This window comes from Deltaproteobacteria bacterium, assembly GCA_013151915.1.
GTDB lineage: Bacteria > BMS3Abin14 > BMS3Abin14 > BMS3Abin14 > BMS3Abin14 > BMS3ABIN14.
In genome coordinates, this window is the sequence record JAADHJ010000008.1 from 50,632 (window position 1) to 68,581 (window position 17,950).

A 17,950-nucleotide genomic window follows, 5' to 3' on the forward strand; every position below is an offset into this window, starting at 1 on the left:
CCACAAAGCTTCTCATGTCATCTCCCCTATTTGATTTTCCCTTCCTTCTTGAGCTGCCTGTAAATGGCATCCCGGTATGTGATCATGGCCTTCCGGGTTTCCCCCATTTTCTCGTACACCTGCCCCAGCCTGTACAGTGCCAGAGCCGGATCGGGGTTGAGGGCTACAGCCTTCTGCAGTTGAGCCTCGGCCGCATCGAGATTACCCTCAGATAAGTAAACCGTTCCCAATCCAACATGGGCGTCATGGGATCCGGGGTCTGATTCCAGTACCTTCTCGAACTCCGCCCTGGCCGCCTGGAAATTCTCTGCCTCGATGTATAACCGGCCTGCGAGAAGCCTCGCACCGGGAAGGGAGGGATCAAGTTCCAGGGCCTTCAGGAGTTTTGGCAGGGCCTTGCTTCCCATCCTCCTGCTGATAAGAACCCGGGCCATCTGCATTTCCCGCTTGGCTTCCTTGGCCTCAGGGGTGAGCTCCTGAATCTCGTGCCTCGTCTCGGACTTGGCCATTTCCTCCTCGCTGATCAGGCCCAGAAGGAGCTTGGCCTCGTCCATCAGTGTCCGTTCGAAGTCGCTTCCGTAGGAGGAATATTCAAAGACGAAGCGTCCCTCCTGATCGATGACGGCCGTGGCGGGGAATATGAAGAGCCCGTACTCCCCGTAGATTTTTTTCTCCTCGTCAAGGAGTACGGGAAATTTCAGGTCCAGCTTTTTCTTCAGGGACTGAAGACTCCCCAGGCTCTCCTCGTTTTCGGAGATCGCGTAAACGGAAAGCCCCCTGTCTTTAAGGCTCGCATAGATGTTGGTCAGCCCGTTCAACGCCTTGATGGATCGGTCCTGGACGCCCTTGACGAAACACAGAATGACCACTTTGCCCTTCTCGGCGGAAAGGGAGTGGTCCATACCTGCCAGATCCTTCAGCACAAAATCGGGCGGCGTCTCCCCTTTTTTCAGATTCCGGAACGCTGAGCATATCCCAGGCGGTGAAAGAAAGAAAATCGCCAGGACCATCACCACGGCCATGCGGAGCACGTACCCGGACATTCTGATTCTCATCGTCCCCCCCCTACCGGACCTGCCTCAGTTGGTTACCGGGTTGATCCTGTCATACCCCTTCGGCTTGTGACAGCCAACCACACATGAGCCGCCGTTCTTGGTCTGTGTGTACTTGATTGGAAGCATCCACATCTTTCCGAAAGGGACCTCCCTTCGGATGTGTTTTGGCTGATTTCCGGCGTGTACCTCGTGACAGGCCTTGCACGAACGTCCCTTCTCCCGGTTGACGTGGAGAAAATGGAGGTTCTCGTCGCCGTTTCTAAAACCGGTCAGAGTTGTGGTGTACCGATCGAGGGCGATATCCTTGTTGTGACAGTCAAAACACAATGCGTAATTCTTGGTGCTGTACGGCATATAGAACTCGGCGGGGAACGGTTTCTTGAGGATCTTGGTGTAGGGGGACCCATGAGGATTGTGACAGGCATAACAGTCGTCCTGCCGAACCGGGCCATGGACGTACTTGGCTTTCCTCACCTTCAGCCCCATGGCCTTGTGGCAGGTGTAGCAGATCTTCTTGGCGGAAGCCCTCAACTGCCTTGGATAATCGGAGGCGTGTGGCGTGTGGCAGACAGTACACTTTTTCTCTTTCAGTGCACCGTGTTTTACCGCGGACTCCCGGATATACTGTTCCATATCCTTGTGGCACCTGAAACAGAGGTCCTGGCCTTCGGCTTTCAACTGGTACCGAAAATCGCTCGAGTGGGGATCATGACAGTTGGAGCAATCCTCGGCCGCCGGCTTGTGTTTGTATTTGAGTTCAAACTGCGCCTTCCTGTCCAGATGGCACAGGAAACACAGGTCCGACCCCTGCAACTCCAGCAGGTTTTTGTAATCGGACGAGTGCGGATTATGGCAGATATTGCAATCTCCGGCAGCAACGGGCCCATGCACGAACTTCTTGTTGGTCTTGTTGTTCTCGTGGCAGGAAAAACACAGCGCGCTTATGGTCTCCTTCTTCAGCTGTTTCTCGGCGTTGGACTGGTGCGGATCATGGCAGGCGGTGCATTCCCCCTTTTTGACGGGGCCATGGACAACTTTACCGGTCTCCTTGGGCTCATGACACAGGTAGCAAAGGGCCTTTCCCTTGGCCGGGAACTTGAAGTCGCTTCCCTTGGATTTGGTGGGATGTGCGGCTTTTCCCTTGGTATGGCAGATCGTACACTGCCCTACCCCAACCGGGCCGTGAACGAATTTAGCCTTCCCCATGCTGGAATGACACTTAGTAGTCACACAGTTATCAGCGTATGCCGTATTCCCATTGATCACGATCAGTCCCAGGGACAGGAAGACCGCAAAGATAAATACCGCCGCCAGTCGTTTCATCTTACTCCTCCCATGCCTCAGCAAAACAGGCTCCCAACTTCCTGAAATTGAAACGGCTCCAGATATGACAACCTCGTAAAAAGTCTCTTCACCCCAGGATGCACGCTCCGCGCACATCATATCTGATGGACTTTTTACGAGCCCACCAAATATATTTTTCACAATGTGGTTGAAATCACCCAGTATATTATTAAGTTCGGAAATCCATGTCAACTAAAAGGGTGTGACCGGCGTCCATGGCGGGACGTGTATGGAGGGGGAAGGCGGGGTGGCGCGGAGAGAGTTATTCATGTCATGGCGATGACCCTCACTTGTGTCATTGCGAACTGATTACTGTGTGAAGCAATCTCGCGTGCCGAGACTGCTTCGGCACAGGGAGAGGCCTCGCAGTGACAAACTACTTCCCCGGCCTGAGCCACGCCGATGGTGTGATCGAAGTCTAGACCCCAGAACCCAGATTCTAGACCCTGAATTCTTGACCCCAGACCCTGACTTTAAGGCTTTACGAGTAGCTGTGCAGACCGGACAGAAGAAAATTGACGCCGAAATAGGTGAAGATCACCGCCGAGAAACCGACGATGGAGAGGACCGCAGTCCGTGTGCCCTGCCAGCCACGCGTAAAACGGGCATGGAGATAAGCAGCGTAGATGAACCAGGTGATCAGGGACCATGTCTCCTTGGGATCCCAGCTCCAGTAGGTCCCCCATGCATAGTTGGCCCACGCTGCCCCGGTAATGATCCCCAGGGAAAGGAGTGGAAAACCGACGGCGATGGACTTGTAGTTAACCTCGTCAAGCATCTTTGATTCTGGAAAGAGGGATACCAGAGAGCCCTCACTGCCCATCCTTTCCGACCTGCGCTTGACCAGATACATTATCGACACACCGAATGAAACAGCGAATGATCCGTAGGCAACGAAAGAGGTGACAACGTGCGCGATCAGCCAGTTGCTCTGAAGGGCGGGTACCAGGGGTTGGATCTCGTCGGGAAACAGCAGGGCGTTGGCCGCCAGGATAACAAAGGCCAGGGGGGAGACAAACGCCCCCACCGCTTTCTGCTTGAACCGGTATTCCACCACCAGGTAGGCGATCATGACGCACCACCCGAAAAACCCGAGGGATTCGTACATGTTGGATAGAGGTGCATGGCCGATGCCCATCCGGTAGGATTCGACCCACCGCATGATCATGGCGCCGGCCTGGGAAACGACACCCAGCCAGACCATCCCCGTGGCCGCATTCCCCACAGCCCGGCCCCTGAATGCAAGGTACCCGACGTAGAAAAAAGTGGCGAACAGGTAGGCGAAAGTAGCTATGCCGAATAGGGTGGAGCTGCTCATTCTTTATCTCCTATATCCTTCCCACGATCTTTCTTCAACGCCTGTTTCAGGGCCACCAGCGCTCCGTCGAATTCCTTTTCAAAACTCGCGGGATTTCTGTTGGTGGACCCGGCCATGAGGACAGCTGTATTTTCAGGGTCAAGCTCGACCCTGAGCCACACCCTCCTGTGGGGGACGAAGAAGGCGATAAACAGGCCCCCTATCATGACGGAAGATGCGATCCATACCAGGGGAACGCCGGGGTCCCACGCAACCTGGAGACCCGTGTATTCTCGAATATTTGCATCCCTGATCCTGAAATAGACCTGCCCACCCCGCAGTTTATCCCTGTCGGGTGCGGCCATGGAGATGAAAAAATCCTGTCTTCCACCTGCCGTGATCCTGCTCATCTGAACGGCAGGACGGCCCCCGATATAGGACGGCAGGATCTGTTGTATCCCATAGGTTGAGGAATCCCCAATGACATTAAAGGGCTGTCCCACAGAGACGGTGACGGATGGCGCCGCCACCTTCCCGGAAGGATCAAGGACATCGAAGGTTACTGTGGAACTCTGGTCAACCCCATAGCTCGACTGATAGAAGTAAATGCCGTCAACAATAAGGGGATGGTTGACCTCGATCCTTTTTCTCTGGACCTCTTTACCATCCCGGATAACCACCAGATCGCTGTAGTAATCCTTGGGCTGCCGGGTGCCAGGATAGTAAATCACCTGAAAATCGTCGCAGCGAATGTCAAATGGAAGTTTGACGGCCGCGTTCCTGCCGCGGAGTGGAACCCTGTTAATGGTCTGGCCCTCAACAATGGACACGAACCCCTTGAATCCAACGGCACCGCCATAAATAGCGCCAATGGCCAACAGTAAAATGCTCAGGTGGACCACATAGGCTCCCATGCGGCCATACCAGCCCCGATCCACAAAAAAGGTGACAGCCTCCTCGTTACGGTTTTCCGTGAACTTACCGAAACGGTCGGCCAGAAGATCCCGGATTCTTTCTTCGGCCTCCCCGGGAGAAACACCCCGCCGGACTGATCCGCGGAACTTCATCCGCCTGAAAAGGCTCTCGTCCAGAACGGCAGGTGATTGGGTCATCAGACGCCACGTCCGGGGAAACCTCTTTATGGAACAGAGGGTGATGTTGACCAGAAGAAGGGTCAGAAGGGTCAGGAACCACCACGACCGGTACATGTCGTCCAGAGCCAGGGACTGGAATAATCTGTATGCGCCGGGACCATACTCTTTCAAATACTGTTCCGGCCGGCCGTTCTGAAGAACAACGGTTCCCACGATGGATGTCATCGCCAAGATAATGAGGAGAAAAATGGCGAGGGTCACCGACGCGAGGGAATCGTAAATCCCTTTAATGAATGATTTTTCGGTGCTTTTGGTTGAAGGTTTTCCGGTACTTTCCCTGGATTTCACTTTTTGCTGGTTTTCGGAGGTCACTTGGCCTTCATTTCCTTGAAGTCAACATATTATGGGGGCGGCAACAGCCGCCCCCAACAGCAAACATGGTTCTAAAACGATCCGGATGTTACTTCGCCTTATGGCAATCGCCGCATTTGGTCGGTCCGGTCGGTTTGTTCTCCTTTTTCAGCTCAAGATGACATCCCCTGCAGCGGATGTGGAAGGGGTTTACCTTGGTGTTGAAAACGGTTGGATCGTTGGCCTTCGGATCCTTGCCGTGGCAATCAAAACAGTCCCTCTCGGAGCCCTTAACGTCCGCGTGGTGACACGTCTGGCAGTCGAGCCTGCTGGCATGTTCTGCATGGTCGAACGGGACGCCCGGCTTCTTCTTGGCCACCTTGTTGATCACAATCTGGGTGGGCGGGTTGCCCGCGAAAACCATGGGGGCCGAAAAGGCGGCAGTTACGAAAAGTGCCAGGGCAAAAACCAAGATCTTTCTGTTCATCTGTTTTCCTCCTCATTTGAAATCCGGGTGGCTCTCTCAAACCTCTTTCCAACCCGCCCCTAATATCACAGCAGCCGGGAGAGTGTCAACACGAACGCCTGTCTAATGGTACGAAATCATTCCGGGCCGGTTACAGACGCCCCTCCGGCCAAGACCACAAGGGTGTACTTCCCGGGGTCAAGATATCTGCGGGCCGCCTCCTGTATCTGGCGTGGAGTCACGGAACGGATCCTCTCGGGGTAGTGCAGCGCCCTTTCAAGGTCCTCGCCATAAAGAACAGGGAAAAACACCTCATCGTTTCTGGAACCCAGGTCCTGCAGCTCGATCATTTTGCTGCCGATGAGATAGGTTTTCGCCCTTTCAATCTCCGCCGGGCTGACAGGCTGGTCCCGGACAAGCCTGATCTGTTCCAGAATTCCGTCCAGGGCCTCCTGCTCTCGCGCGGGACTGACCCCGATGCCGAAAGCAATAAAACCTGGATCGATACCGGGCGCTACAAAGGAGAAGACGCTATAGGCCAGAGACCGCCGATCTCTCAGCTCGGTAAAGAGCCGGCCCCCCTGTCCGGCCAGGACGGCATTGAGAACATCAAGGCTGTCCAAGTCCGGTGAATAAAGGGTCGGCCCAAGATAACCGAGCATGAGGTGGGTCTGTGCCTTGTCCCCCCTCACTTCCCTTACAACATGTTTTCCACCGCGGGGAACCTCCATCGGCAAGGGTCCTGGGTCGAATTTTCCGCCCGACAGCCCGCCAAAGGTCTTTTCGGCAAGGCGATAGGCATCCTCTACCCGTATATCCCCTGTCAGAGACAAAACCATCCCTTCCGGCCTGATCTCATTCCGGTAGATTTTAACCAGATCATCTCTGGTCAGGGAACTCACGCTCTCCTCCGTACCCAGGGTGGAGAACCTGTATGGGTGCTCCTTGAACAGGGCCGTCCGGAACAGGTCCATTGCAAAGGCTTCCATATTGTCCTTTCGTGCCTTTATGGCGCTGATCATCCGTTCCCTGGCCAGGTCAAGCTCATGGGCCGGCAATGTGGCATCCGTGAGGACCTGTCCCATCAGCTTGAGCCCCTCCCCAATGTCCCGGCTGAGAAACTTCCCGGTCACCCCGAAACTGTTGCGCCCCGAAAATCCGTCCAGGGAGGCGGACATGCCGTCGAGTTTGAGGGCCAGTTCGGTCGCCGACATCTGCCTGGTCCCCCTGGTGAGCAGGTGGGCGATGAGGTTGAAGGCCCCCTGGGTCCTCTCCGTCTCGAAGCGAACTCCCCCCAGCACCCCCACCCGCGCGGCAACAAGAGGCAGGCGGTGGTCCTCCCGCACGAGAAGGGTAAGCCCGTTGGGCAGGTTGCTCCGATAGACCGCGGGCACACTCTCGGTTCCTTTTCTGTGAGCGGCCGGCGCAAGTTTTCCATTCAACAGATCCCTGACCTCAGAATCACCCGGCTGGGCATCAACATCCCGGGAAAGAAATCCAACGGTTGCCCTCTGCCCCGAGAAGACCCGTCTCGCGGCCGCCCTCAGATCGCCGGCGTCAACGGCCTGGATACGGGAGCGATAGATATCATCGAAGTTGGGATTATCCAGGGTCAAGGCCATGTATCCGATCTCACGGGCCTGGCCCTCAACCCGCTCGCGCTCAAAAATCTTTCCGTTCAGGATCCGGCTGCGGGCCCTTTCGATTTCTTCCGAGGGTATCAACTTTTCCCGCAGGATGGCGAGCTGTTCGAGGAGACCCCTCAGGGCATCACCGATCCTCTCCGGATCCACGGTAGCCCCAAGGATAAAAAGGCCCGGGTCTTTTGGAGTATATGCGTAGGCCCAGGCAGCGTGTACGATACCCTTGTCCCGCAGGTTCACGGGCAAACGTGAGCTTTCCCCCTGGGATAGTATGGCGGCGAGCAGGTCGTATACCGGCTCCTCAGGGTCCTTGAGCGCTACAATATGAAAAGCCAGGGCAACCCTTGCGGGGTCGGTGTCCCTCTGGACGTGGAAAATCCTGCTCTGGGTCTGGGGTTGCTGGGCAACTTCCTTACGCCTGGGGATTGCGCCACCCCTGGCGTTGAAATGGGCCGCGGCGGACCGGAAGACGTCGCCGGCCTTAACGTTGCCGACGACAACGAGCTTCATGTTTCCAGGGACATACCAGTGCTTGAAAAAGGCGAGCATGTCTCGCCGGGAAATGCTCTTTACCGATGCCGGAGTGCCGATCACCTTGCGGCCGTAGGGATGTTTCGGGTAAGCGGCCTTAAACAGCTCCTCTGAAAAAACCCTGGGAGGGCTGTCCTCGCCCCGATGGATTTCCTCGATGACCACGAGCTTTTCCTTTTCGAGTTCACCCTTATCGAACGAGGAATGTTGAACAGCGTCGGACAGAACATCCATACCCGTCTCAAAATATGAGGATGCGATAGTAATATGGTAAACAGTATTGTCCATGGATGTGTAGGCGTTGATATCCCCCCCTGCGGCCTCCACGGTGGAGGCAATCTCACCGACCTTTCGGGTGGCGGTTCCTTTAAAGAGCATGTGCTCGAAAAGGTGAGCAATGCCTTCCTTCCCTTTCGGCTCATCTCTGCCGCCTGCTCCCACCCACACCTGAAGTTCCGCGACTGTCTGACCGGGGTCCTCCCGGACCAGGACCTCAAGGCCGTTTGGAAGCGTCCTGGAAACAATCTCGCTGCGGTCCACGAAGGCCGCGGCGCCGGGGATGAAAATGGATGACAGAAATATGATCAGGGAAAAAGAAAAGACGGCCCCGTTTTTCAGCGGCCATGCGGAATTGAACGGTAATCTGAACCTCATGTCAAGTCCTCCGGCAAAACGGTTTGAACAACAGATCTCGTGGAATTGAAAAGCTAATTTAACACAGGGTGCACAGAGTTTCACCAGCCGTCGCTGAAGCTATGGCCGGCAGGCAGGGTAACACAGGGTTTCATGAAGTCGTCAGCCATGGGACGCCCCGAAATGTACTCTCCAGATCCCGTACATCGGACACGCATATGTCGGCATAATCCCCGTGCGGCCGTCCCACCTGGATGGCGACCATCCCTATCTCCGAAGCTCCGCGAAGATTGGCCTCCAGATCATCCACAAGGATGGTCCGCTCCAGGGCGGAGCCAGTCTCCCCCGCTGCGGCACGGTATGCCTCGGGATGCGGTTTTCCCATGTACCCTGTTTCCCTCAGATCGCAGATCCCGTCAAACACCCCGATCATGTCCATGGCATGGAGGACCCTCTCGGCGTGCAGCGCAGTGCCGTTGGTGAAAATCACTTTAGGCAGGGTAATGCGAGAGATAAACTCCCTGAGATCATGGTCCGGCCCCAACATCCCCTCAACGGGCACATCGTGGACGTAGTCCAGGTATTCGTCGGGATGAACATCGAAATGCTTCATCAGCCCGCCCAGGGTCGTTCCGTATCGCCCGATATAATCCTTCCGCATTATCCGGATATCGTCCACACATTCACCCGTCAGGTCCATGACGAACAGGTTTATCCTCTCGTTAATCCGGTCAAAGACTCCCTTTTCCCTGGGGTACAAGGTATTATCAAGATCAAAAAGGATACCTTCAGCATCCCACAGCCTCTCTTTGAGAGTTTCAGGTTCCATGTTCCACCTTCCAGGTTCCAGTGGTTTGGGATTCTAACACGTTGAACGTTGAACGTTGAACGTTAAACCTTATTCCCTAACTCCGATACTTCGATACCTCGACACCTCAGATACCCCCATACCTATTTCCCAGGAACCCGTCAAGGATTCCTCCTGTACTGGCTCCTGGATATGGTCTGACGGGTCATGATATAATGTGCTTATGGAGATGATGTGGATGACAAAAAACGATGTCGAACGGGAGAGAGCTGCCGGGACACCCGTCATTATCCCATTCGGTTCCGTGGAACAACACGGAAGCCATCTTCCCCTTGCAACCGATACCCTTCAGGCATATGACGTGGCCACCCGGGCGGCCATGAAAACAAAGGCCATTGTGGCGCCGCCGGTCCACTTTGGCCTGTGCAGCAGCACCCGGAATCATCCCGGCACAATCACCATCAGCGGCGACACCCTCCGGTCGGTGGTCCGTGACCTGATCCAATCCTTCAGCAGGCAGGGATTTTCCGGTATCCTCCTCTACTCCGGTCATGCCGGCAGGGTCCACATGGCCGCGCTCAGGGAAGCGGCCGAAAACTGCGTTCAAAACGATCCAATGCTCAAACTGGCTGTCGTCAGCGATCTGGACCTGCTTCGTGAAACCGCAGGAGACCTCCTTGAAACTCCGGAGGATGGGCATGCGGGAGAGATTGAGACATCCAGGATGCTCTACCTGCATAACGATAAGGTCCGCGGAACTTCCCCTGAGGAATATCCCTCCTTTCCGAGTTTCCGGGTCCTCCCGGACCCGGAAAGGTTCTGGCCCGGCGGTGTATGGGGAAACCCCGAAGCTGCCACCAGACAAAAGGGGAAAAAGCTCGTTGAGAGGACCGCCGAGGCTCTGGCCGGAATCGTTGAAAACCTTTCCCGGGAAGGGGGTTAAGGAGCAGCTCGCCGCGGCAAAGCACGTTGTTGGAGATCACGGAGAAAACCTTACAGCACCAATTCCTTATAATCCCAATCCAGATCCAAAATGTATTTTTTAACAGGGATGAAGGGGTGATAAAATAATGCGCCACTCCTTAACCCAAAAGATTTCTGATTTTATCCGCTTCCGATGTTTGCCTTATCCCTTCCATCCCCTTCATCCCTGTTAAATCAGCATTTTCGCTGCGGCTCCCCATGGTCGCCACACGAGATCGCTTCGCATAGTTTCAGCTCGCGATGACAGGCCTTGTGCTTATCCTCCACGTGTCCCTGCATCCGCTCTTCCCCTCTGGACTCTGGACACTGGACATTCACTTTCAGGACAGCATTGCCCACAGGAGGATGGATCCCGCGACGACCGCATTGAGGGAGTCTGCCTCCCCGCGAAGCGGTACGGAGACCGGCATTCCCAATTCTCCGATCCACGGGGAAAGACCACACCCCTCGTTTCCAACCGCCAGGATGGATCTCGAATTGAAAGTCACCTCGTCGAAGGGCCGCCCTCGGGCATCGGCCAGATAAACGCAAAACCCCGCTTCCGCAAGAAGCATCAGGTCCTCCCGGACGATCTCCTTAAAAACCGGCAGATGGAAGATTCCCCCTGCTGAAGCGCGAATGGCCTTGGGGCCAAAGGGATCGGCCGATCCCTTTCCAACGAGAATCCCCATCCCACCCAACGCCCAGGCCGTCCTTATCAAGGCACCAACGTTTCCCGGATCCTGAACTCCATCCAGGAATAGAAGCACCGCCGGACCATCAATTTTCAGAAGTTGTGAAATACCCGGGTCGGCTGGAAGCTTTGCGACCCCCAGGAGGTTCCTATGATGCACAACGTCGGAGGCATCCTCAAAAAGGGCACTATCCGCCGAGAAAACGGGGATTTGAGCGGCGGCGCCTGCCTGCACGATCTCCATACCGGCAAGGACTGTGGGGTCTTCCGCCACCAGGTATTCCAGATATCCCGACTTTGCCGATTCCTCAATGGCTCTTTGCCCCTCGACCAGGCACAGCCCTTTCCTCCGACGGATTTTTCGGGAAGCCAAGGAACGTATGATCCTCAGCCTCTCCCGTGACAGAGGGGTGAAATTATCCGACATAAGCATCTCCCAACCTTACGATTATATAATTTTATTCTAATATTCAAATGTACCATTGACAGCCGTCCCTTTGGAGGTTACTATTGCGTACACGAAAGTTGATGACTTCGCAAAAAGTCATCAATGCGCCCACATAAGGGGCGCTCAAATCGAAGATTTGTGAGGAAAGTGAAAATGACACTTTTCGCTTTCCGTGGAGTAAAAAGCCATTAACGGACTTTTTACGACCCTATCAATATTGATGACTTCACAAAAATCATCAATGCGCCCATTTTAGGGGGCGCCCAAATCAACAATTTGCAGTGCAAGTTGTTGATTTGGGAGGAAAGTGAAAATGACATTTTTCGCTTTCCGTGGAGTAAAAAGCCATGGGGGACTTTTTACGACCCTATCAAAGTCGATGGACTCGCAAAGAGTCCATCGACCTTTTTAGAGGTTACCGGCAATGGATTACCAATCATGGATTTTAAGGAGGTTATGATGGCTGAAAGCAAAAACGTCAAGGAGTTTACGGACTCCAATTTTGAGGAGGAGGTTCTCCAGTCGACCAGGCCCGTCCTGGTGGATTTCTGGGCCGTCTGGTGCGCACCCTGTCGCATGGTTGCCCCGGTTGTCGACGAAATAGCCGACAACTACGGAAGCAGGGTAAAGGTAGGGAAAATCAACGTGGATGAGAACGCCCAAACACCCAATAAATACGGCATCCGAAGCATTCCTACCCTCATGCTCTTTAAGGGTGGCAAGGTGGTTGAACAGATCATCGGCGCCAATCCAGGCGAGATCAAGCGCATTGTCGAGAAGCATGCATAAGGCATCCCTTGGAGGGCATGATGAGTTACGCGATTTTTGAACTGAAATGTCCCGCCTGCGGGATCGAATATGCCCAGATCCTCACCGAGGATGAGGGAGAGGTGTCCATCTCCTGCCCGTCCTGTTCCGGTTCCCTGGAAAAGGGGAAAAAACTGTCGGGAGCGGATATAATCTCCTGCGGTTGTAACACCGGATCCAGCTGATGAGATATAAGGTCGGCGGTCCGTCGATCATAATAAATAAAGGCGGCCTGGGGTGGGACCGCCTTTATTTATTGTCGATTTTATAAATCAGTCGCCAGAGCTGATAGCCTCAACAGGACACACGGCCTCGCAGGCTCCGCAGTCAGTACAAAGCTCCGGATCGATGACGTAAATATCACCCTCACTGATCGCCTCGACGGGGCATTCGTCCATACAGCTTCCACATGCGGTGCATTCATCAGATATAACGTAAGCCAAGGTGTTCACCTCCTTTTCATCAAAAACGCGTTTCTCTCCACAAATAGAGGATGCATAACTCCCACGAAGGGAAATGTCAACCAGGATTTCGGAGGTAGCGCAACGTGGCAAAACAGTCCAGAGTCCAGAGTCCAGAGGTGAAAAGTGGAATGGGGGAAAGTTCAAACCTTTTATCTCACGCCCGCTCGTCACACCAGAAAAGTGACTCGCTAAAGCCGCAAAGCTCGCAAAGTAGGCCGCGCACCCTCACCAAAGCTGATTTCAGAGAAATCCTTCTCCCTTAGGGAGAAATCGGGTGAGGGGAAATATGAATAATTAATAAAGATCGGAAAGAGAAATTTTTCTGAATTATTTGATTTTCTTTGCGTCCTTTGCGGCTTTGCCTGTCCCGAGCCTGCCTGCAGTGAGCCTGTCGAACTGTCGAGGGGCGTGAGACCGGACTTGGAATCAGCCCCGGTTCAGCTGCACTTGGAGAAACCGCAGCCGTGGCAGGTAGCGCATCCCTCCGCGAAATCAAGGGAACCTCCGCAGTCGGGGCACTGGCTTCCCAGCGAAGCCCGCATGTTACCAACATCTCCACCGTGCCGTTTCCGGCCGGATACCGGCAGATCAACCACCTTCAGCGCCTCCGGGCTGTCCGCATTCCGGAGCTCCTTGTACTGCCTTAAAGCCTTGGCTAAGGCGTCGGAACAGGACAGCACCATCTCGCCGTTCTGCCACAGGGGGGATGGGCACCGGATTCCGGACAGCTGCTTGACGATGGAATCAGCCTCCACACCGGAACGTAGGGCCAGCGAAACCATACGGCTCACCGACTCGGACTGGGACGCGGCGCACCCGCCGGCCTTCCCCATCTGGGTGAATACCTCGCAAAGCCCCTTCTCATCCTCGTTCACCGTCACGTAAAGGTTCCCGCATCCGGTCTTCATCTTGATGGTCATGCCTCCCGTTACCACAGGGCGAGGCCTTGGGGCGGGAAGGGCCAGTTCTTCATGCGACGCCCCGGAGGACTGTTTTCTGTCCTTCCCGAAAGACAGGACCTGTTCGTCCCTGCTGCCGTCACGGTATACCGTCACCCCTTTGCAGCCCAGTTCATAGGCAAGAAGATAGACATCTTCAATATCCTTCATGGTGGCGTCATTGGAAAAATTGACGGTTTTGGAAACAGCGTTGTCGGTGGATTTCTGAAAAGCGGCCTGCATTCGGACATGCCATTCCGGACTGATGTCATGGGATGTTACGAACACCCTTTTCACCCAATCCGGTATGCCGGAAATGTGCTGGATAGAACCCTCCTCGGCGATCCTCTCCATGAGATCGTCACTGTAAAATCCCTCGCGCTGAGCCAACTCCTTGAAATAGGGGTGGACCTCAACCAGCCGCTGGTTATCCAGAACATTGCGGTGGTAGCAGATGGCAAACAGGGGCTCGATACCGCTGGTCGTGTTGGAGATAATGCTGATGGTTCCCGTTGGGGCGATGGTCGTAACTGTGGCGTTTCGCATGGGAGGACGCCCCGGGACATCGTAGACGCTTCCGCTGAAGGCGGGGAACGGCCCTCTTTCGTCCGCGAGAACCTGGGAGGTCTCCACAGCCTTCCGGCGGATAAAATCCATGATTTTATCCGCCAGGGCAACCGCCTCCTCGGAGTTGTAGGGTATCCCGAGGCGAAAGAGCATATCGGCCCATCCCATTATGCCCAGGCCGATCTTCCGGTTGGCCTTGGTCATCTCCTCGATCTGCTGCAGCGGATACCTGTTCATCTCGATCACATCATCGAGGAAGCGTACCGAATGGTGAACAATGGTGCCGAGCAGGTCGTAATCTATTGCGACGCGGGTTCCCTCGTACCGCAGTACCCTCGAGAGGTTGATGGAACCGAGGTTACAGGATTCGTAGGGCAGGAGGGGCTGTTCTCCGCACGGGTTGGTGCTCTCTATTTCACCCAGGGCCGGCGTGGGATTGTCCCGGTTGATCCTGTCAAGAAAGATGATCCCCGGCTCCCCGTTTCTGTATGCCCCTTCAACGATCTTCCAAAAAACCTCGGCGGCTTTAAGGCGCCCGGCCTCCTCCCCGGTGCGGGGGTTAAGCAGGGGATAATCACCGTCATCCGCCAGCGCTTTCATGAAATCCTCCGTCAATCCCACGGAGATGTTGAAGTTGGTAAGCTGGTCGTTCTGTTCCTTGCAGACGATGAAATGCAGGACGTCGGGATGATCCACCCGAAGAATTCCCATGTTTGCGCCCCGGCGGGTCCCGCCCTGCTTGATCACCTCGGTGGCCTGGTTGAAGACCTTCATGAAGGAGATGGGTCCTGAGGAAACCCCTGATGTGGACTTGACCACGTCCTTGGACGGCCTCAGCCGGCTGAATGAAAATCCTGTCCCACCGCCGCTCTTGTGAATCATGGCTGTGTGTTTGACGGCGTCAAAGATGCTCTCCATTGAGTCGCCCACGGGGAGGACGAAACAGGCGGACAGCTGCTGGAGTTCCCTCCCAGCGTTCATCAGTGTGGGGGAATTCGGCATGAAACTGAGGGAGACCATGAGATCAAAGTAGGTTTCCGCCGTCTGCCTGATCTTCTCGGCATCGGCACCGAATCTGGCCTCAGCCTGGGCGATATTATCCGCCACGCGGTGGAAAAGGTCCGCTGGACTCTCCAGAACGTCCCCCTGCTCGTCCCTTTTGAGGTAACGCTTCTCCAGGACCACCCTGGCATTTTCGGATAATTCAACACGGCCGAGGTCCTGGTCGAGTTTCAATGATTCCTGGAATCCTTTAGATGGATTCTCGACGTTTTCCGGTCCTTCGACAGGCATGTTTTCCTCCGGCAAGTGTTTAAAAAGTATGAATGTTTATGGAAAGGAACCCCGGGAACCACCCCCACTATCTTGTATGCACCGAAAAAATAGCACAACATATTGAAACATGACAAGGGTTTTTCCGTGGGTCAGACAGCTTTATTGAAAAAAAGTCCCTGTCATGCTAGTTATTGGGAATACGAATTATAGAAATAGATATTTTCAACATAATCTCCGCCACCCGGAAGAAGGGAAGACAGGGATATGGCCATGAAGACCATCGACTGCCGCGGGCTTGCATGCCCCGGTCCCGTGATTCAGGCAAAAAAAACCATGGAAGGAATGGGCACGGGAACCACTTTTGCCATCGAGGTGGACTCAGAGGCCGGCCGGGAAAACGTTCTGCGGTTCGCCCGGGGGAAGGGCGCCTCGGTAAGCGTGGAGAACCTCGAAGGCAACGCTTTCCGTTTGACCATTAAACCGGGTAAACAGTCCTTGTCCATGGGAATCCGATCCTCTGCGGCCGTTTTCATCACCAGCGATCGTCTTGGCAGAGGAGACGACAAGCTGGGGACTATACTCATGGAAGGATTCGTCTCAACGCTGGTGGAGCAGGATACCACCCCCGACGTGATCCTCATGATGAATTCCGGCGTGCGGCTCGCCATAGAGGGCTCCCCGGTACTCGATTCAATGAGGGTGCTTGCGGACCGGGGCTGCGAAATACTTGTGTGCGGAACCTGTCTTGACTTTTTCTCTCTGAAGGAGAAACTGGCCGCTGGAGCGGTGTCCAACATGTTTGAGATCCAGGCCGCGCTTCTGCACGCTTCCACAGTAATCAGACCGTAGGGTCAGGGGCAGGGATAAAACAGTCCAGAGTCCAGAGTCCAGGGTCCAGGGTCCAACCTGGAGCGAAGTCATTGCGAGGATGAACCGGAATTTAAGGCTAACGAGAAGGGTTTAGATGCAAGGCCGCAGGGAGGAGGAATACCGGAGGCGTATATGGAATACGTCGAGGGTTTCCGACAACCGAGAACGCAGCAGATGAGCCCTTATCAAAGCCGCAGTTGATGACTTTTCAAAAAGTCATCAACGCGCCCGGGGAGGGCGCCCAAATCAATGACTTCTCCCGGAAGTCATTGGCTTGCGGGACAAGTCGTTGATTTGTGAGGAAAGTGAAAATGACACTTTTTGCGACTCAATAATAGGCTATGAAAAACCGAAATGAAATCTACAGACTGACGGGCATGGTCAAAGCAGCCGGTTGAGCCGCCAAATTGGGTCCGGGTGATCTCCAGAAACTCCTTGCGCCTCTGCGGAGAAGTCCGCCGAAGGATCCGCGGCTGCTGGTCGGGATGGAAACATCCGACGACGCCGGGGTTTATCTTCTCGACGATGACACCGCCCTGGTTCAGACTATGGATGTCATCACCCCAATCGTTGATGACCCCTTCGATTTCGGCTACATCGCGGCCGTCAACGCCCTTTCCGATATCTTCGCCATGGGGGGAGTTCCACTGACGGCAATGAGTTTTCTGGCCTTCGACACCTGCACCCTTGCCAACGATGCCGCGTCTTTGATCCTGCAGGGGGGGATGGCCGCCCTGAAGGAGGCGAGGTGCACCCTCGTTGGAGGGCACACCCTCGAGGACCCGGAGATCAAATTCGGCATGGCGGCGACCGGCACGGTCCCCCGGGACGGGATCGTGACTAACGCCGATGCTCTGCCCGGTGATCACATCTACCTTACCAAGCCCCTGGGCACGGGGATCGCGTCCACCGCGCTGAAAGGAGAGATGGTCCCGGCTTCCCTGCTCGAAGAGGCGACCCGGTGGATGAAAACCCTGAACCGGGACGCTGCCGAAACGGCCGCTGAAAACAAAGCCACCGCCATGACCGACGTGACGGGGTTCGGCCTCCTAGGACATCTGGCGGAAATGTGCATGGCCGCCGGAATAGGGGCCGAAATCGACCATACGGCCGTGCCGGTTATGGACGGAATCCCGGAAATGATCCGGATGGGGATGGTGCCCGCCGGGGCCTACGACAATATCAGGCACATCGAGGGAATGATGGAATATGAGTCCCTGTCCCAGGATGATCTCCTGCCTCTCTACGATCCGCAGACGTCAGGAGGTCTGCTGATTTCCATGCCGACCGGCAACTCATCGGACCTTGAAAAAGGGCTCCGGGACAAAGGTGTGTTCTTCACCAGGATAGGACGCTTTTTAAATTCCGGTGATTATCGTCCATCGCTGATGAGTCCGGCTCTCAACGTCCAAACGATAAGAACCAGTCCAGAGTCCAGAGTTCAACGTGATGAAACAGCTAGACCCCAGACCCCAATTATTTTACCACAGTGCAGCCAGCTTGCAGGCTGCGCCACCCGTTCTCGCTGAACTCAACGCTCCTCGCAGTGACCCGTCTTCGTATTGCGGACTACCACGCCATAGATGACCTGTGAGGGCATAGCCATCGGTGTGACTTGACCCCTCCGCATTACCCGTGTAAAACTGTCTCCTTCGAAAAGGCCGACTTGCATAGGGTCGTAAATGGACTTTTTACGAAGTCA

Annotated in this window: 15 protein-coding genes; 5 read left to right on the plus strand and 10 right to left on the minus strand. The window is 55.0% G+C overall.

Going from position 1 to position 17,950, the window contains the following annotated elements:
* Positions 1-26 precede the first annotated feature (26 nt).
* The 7 genes from GXP52_01990 to GXP52_02020 form a co-directional block, all read right to left on the minus strand.
* Positions 27-1,055, minus strand: coding sequence for a tetratricopeptide repeat protein (locus GXP52_01990; GenBank protein NOY86058.1), 1,029 nt, complete (start codon positions 1,053-1,055; stop codon positions 27-29).
* 24 nt (positions 1,056-1,079) lie between these two features.
* Positions 1,080-2,378: a cytochrome C gene (locus tag GXP52_01995; GenBank protein ID NOY86059.1), complete on the minus strand. Its 1,299-nt coding sequence runs from the start codon at positions 2,376-2,378 to the stop codon at positions 1,080-1,082.
* Positions 2,379-2,880: 502 nt separating this feature from the next.
* Positions 2,881-3,717 carry a c-type cytochrome biogenesis protein CcsB gene (gene ccsB, locus GXP52_02000; protein NOY86060.1) on the minus strand — a complete coding sequence of 279 codons (837 nt, stop codon included), beginning with the start codon at positions 3,715-3,717 and terminating at the stop codon, positions 2,881-2,883.
* A complete protein-coding gene (locus GXP52_02005; protein NOY86061.1) occupies positions 3,714-5,162 on the minus strand; it encodes a cytochrome c biogenesis protein ResB in 1,449 nt (482 codons plus the stop codon). Before GXP52_02005 ends, ccsB begins: the two co-directional genes overlap by 4 nt.
* 88 nt (positions 5,163-5,250) lie before the next feature.
* Positions 5,251-5,628, minus strand: a complete 378-nt coding sequence (locus tag GXP52_02010) for a cytochrome c3 family protein (protein ID NOY86062.1) — start codon at positions 5,626-5,628, stop codon at positions 5,251-5,253.
* Positions 5,629-5,744: 116 nt separating this feature from the next.
* Entirely contained in the window at positions 5,745-8,435 is a 2,691-nt protein-coding gene (locus GXP52_02015) for an insulinase family protein (protein ID NOY86063.1), read from the minus strand.
* A gap of 130 nt (positions 8,436-8,565) precedes the next feature.
* On the minus strand, positions 8,566-9,243 hold the full coding sequence (locus GXP52_02020) for a pyrimidine 5'-nucleotidase (protein NOY86064.1): 678 nt from the start codon (positions 9,241-9,243) through the stop codon (positions 8,566-8,568).
* A gap of 202 nt (positions 9,244-9,445) precedes the next feature.
* On the opposite strand from GXP52_02020, the gene GXP52_02025 reads away from it, so the two are divergent.
* Positions 9,446-10,165, plus strand: coding sequence for a creatininase family protein (locus tag GXP52_02025; protein NOY86065.1), 720 nt, complete (start codon positions 9,446-9,448; stop codon positions 10,163-10,165).
* Positions 10,166-10,526: 361 nt separating this feature from the next.
* Here the strand turns inward: GXP52_02025 and GXP52_02030 are convergent, their stop codons facing one another.
* Complete coding sequence (locus GXP52_02030; GenBank protein NOY86066.1) at positions 10,527-11,306, minus strand: RNA methyltransferase; 780 nt, start codon at positions 11,304-11,306, stop codon at positions 10,527-10,529.
* A gap of 480 nt (positions 11,307-11,786) precedes the next feature.
* Here GXP52_02030 and trxA point away from each other — a divergent pair, with 480 nt between their 5' ends.
* Together trxA and GXP52_02040 are read left to right on the plus strand one after the other, a co-directional pair.
* Positions 11,787-12,116, plus strand: coding sequence for a thioredoxin (trxA, locus tag GXP52_02035; protein NOY86067.1), 330 nt, complete (start codon positions 11,787-11,789; stop codon positions 12,114-12,116).
* Between the two features lie 17 nt (positions 12,117-12,133).
* Positions 12,134-12,319: a hypothetical protein gene (locus GXP52_02040; protein ID NOY86068.1), complete on the plus strand. Its 186-nt coding sequence runs from the start codon at positions 12,134-12,136 to the stop codon at positions 12,317-12,319.
* An 87-nt stretch (positions 12,320-12,406) separates the two neighbouring features.
* On the opposite strand, the gene GXP52_02045 is transcribed toward GXP52_02040, so the two are convergent.
* Complete coding sequence (locus GXP52_02045; GenBank protein ID NOY86069.1) at positions 12,407-12,577, minus strand: 4Fe-4S dicluster domain-containing protein; 171 nt, start codon at positions 12,575-12,577, stop codon at positions 12,407-12,409.
* 458 nt (positions 12,578-13,035) lie between these two features.
* Complete coding sequence (locus GXP52_02050) at positions 13,036-15,396, minus strand: vitamin B12-dependent ribonucleotide reductase (GenBank protein NOY86070.1); 2,361 nt, start codon at positions 15,394-15,396, stop codon at positions 13,036-13,038.
* A gap of 252 nt (positions 15,397-15,648) precedes the next feature.
* On the opposite strand from GXP52_02050, the gene yedF reads away from it, so the two are divergent.
* Positions 15,649-16,227: a sulfurtransferase-like selenium metabolism protein YedF gene (gene yedF, locus GXP52_02055; protein ID NOY86071.1), complete on the plus strand. Its 579-nt coding sequence runs from the start codon at positions 15,649-15,651 to the stop codon at positions 16,225-16,227.
* A gap of 362 nt (positions 16,228-16,589) precedes the next feature.
* Positions 16,590-17,777, plus strand: a complete 1,188-nt coding sequence (gene selD, locus GXP52_02060; protein NOY86072.1) for a selenide, water dikinase SelD — start codon at positions 16,590-16,592, stop codon at positions 17,775-17,777.
* Positions 17,778-17,950: the final 173 nt, after the last annotated feature.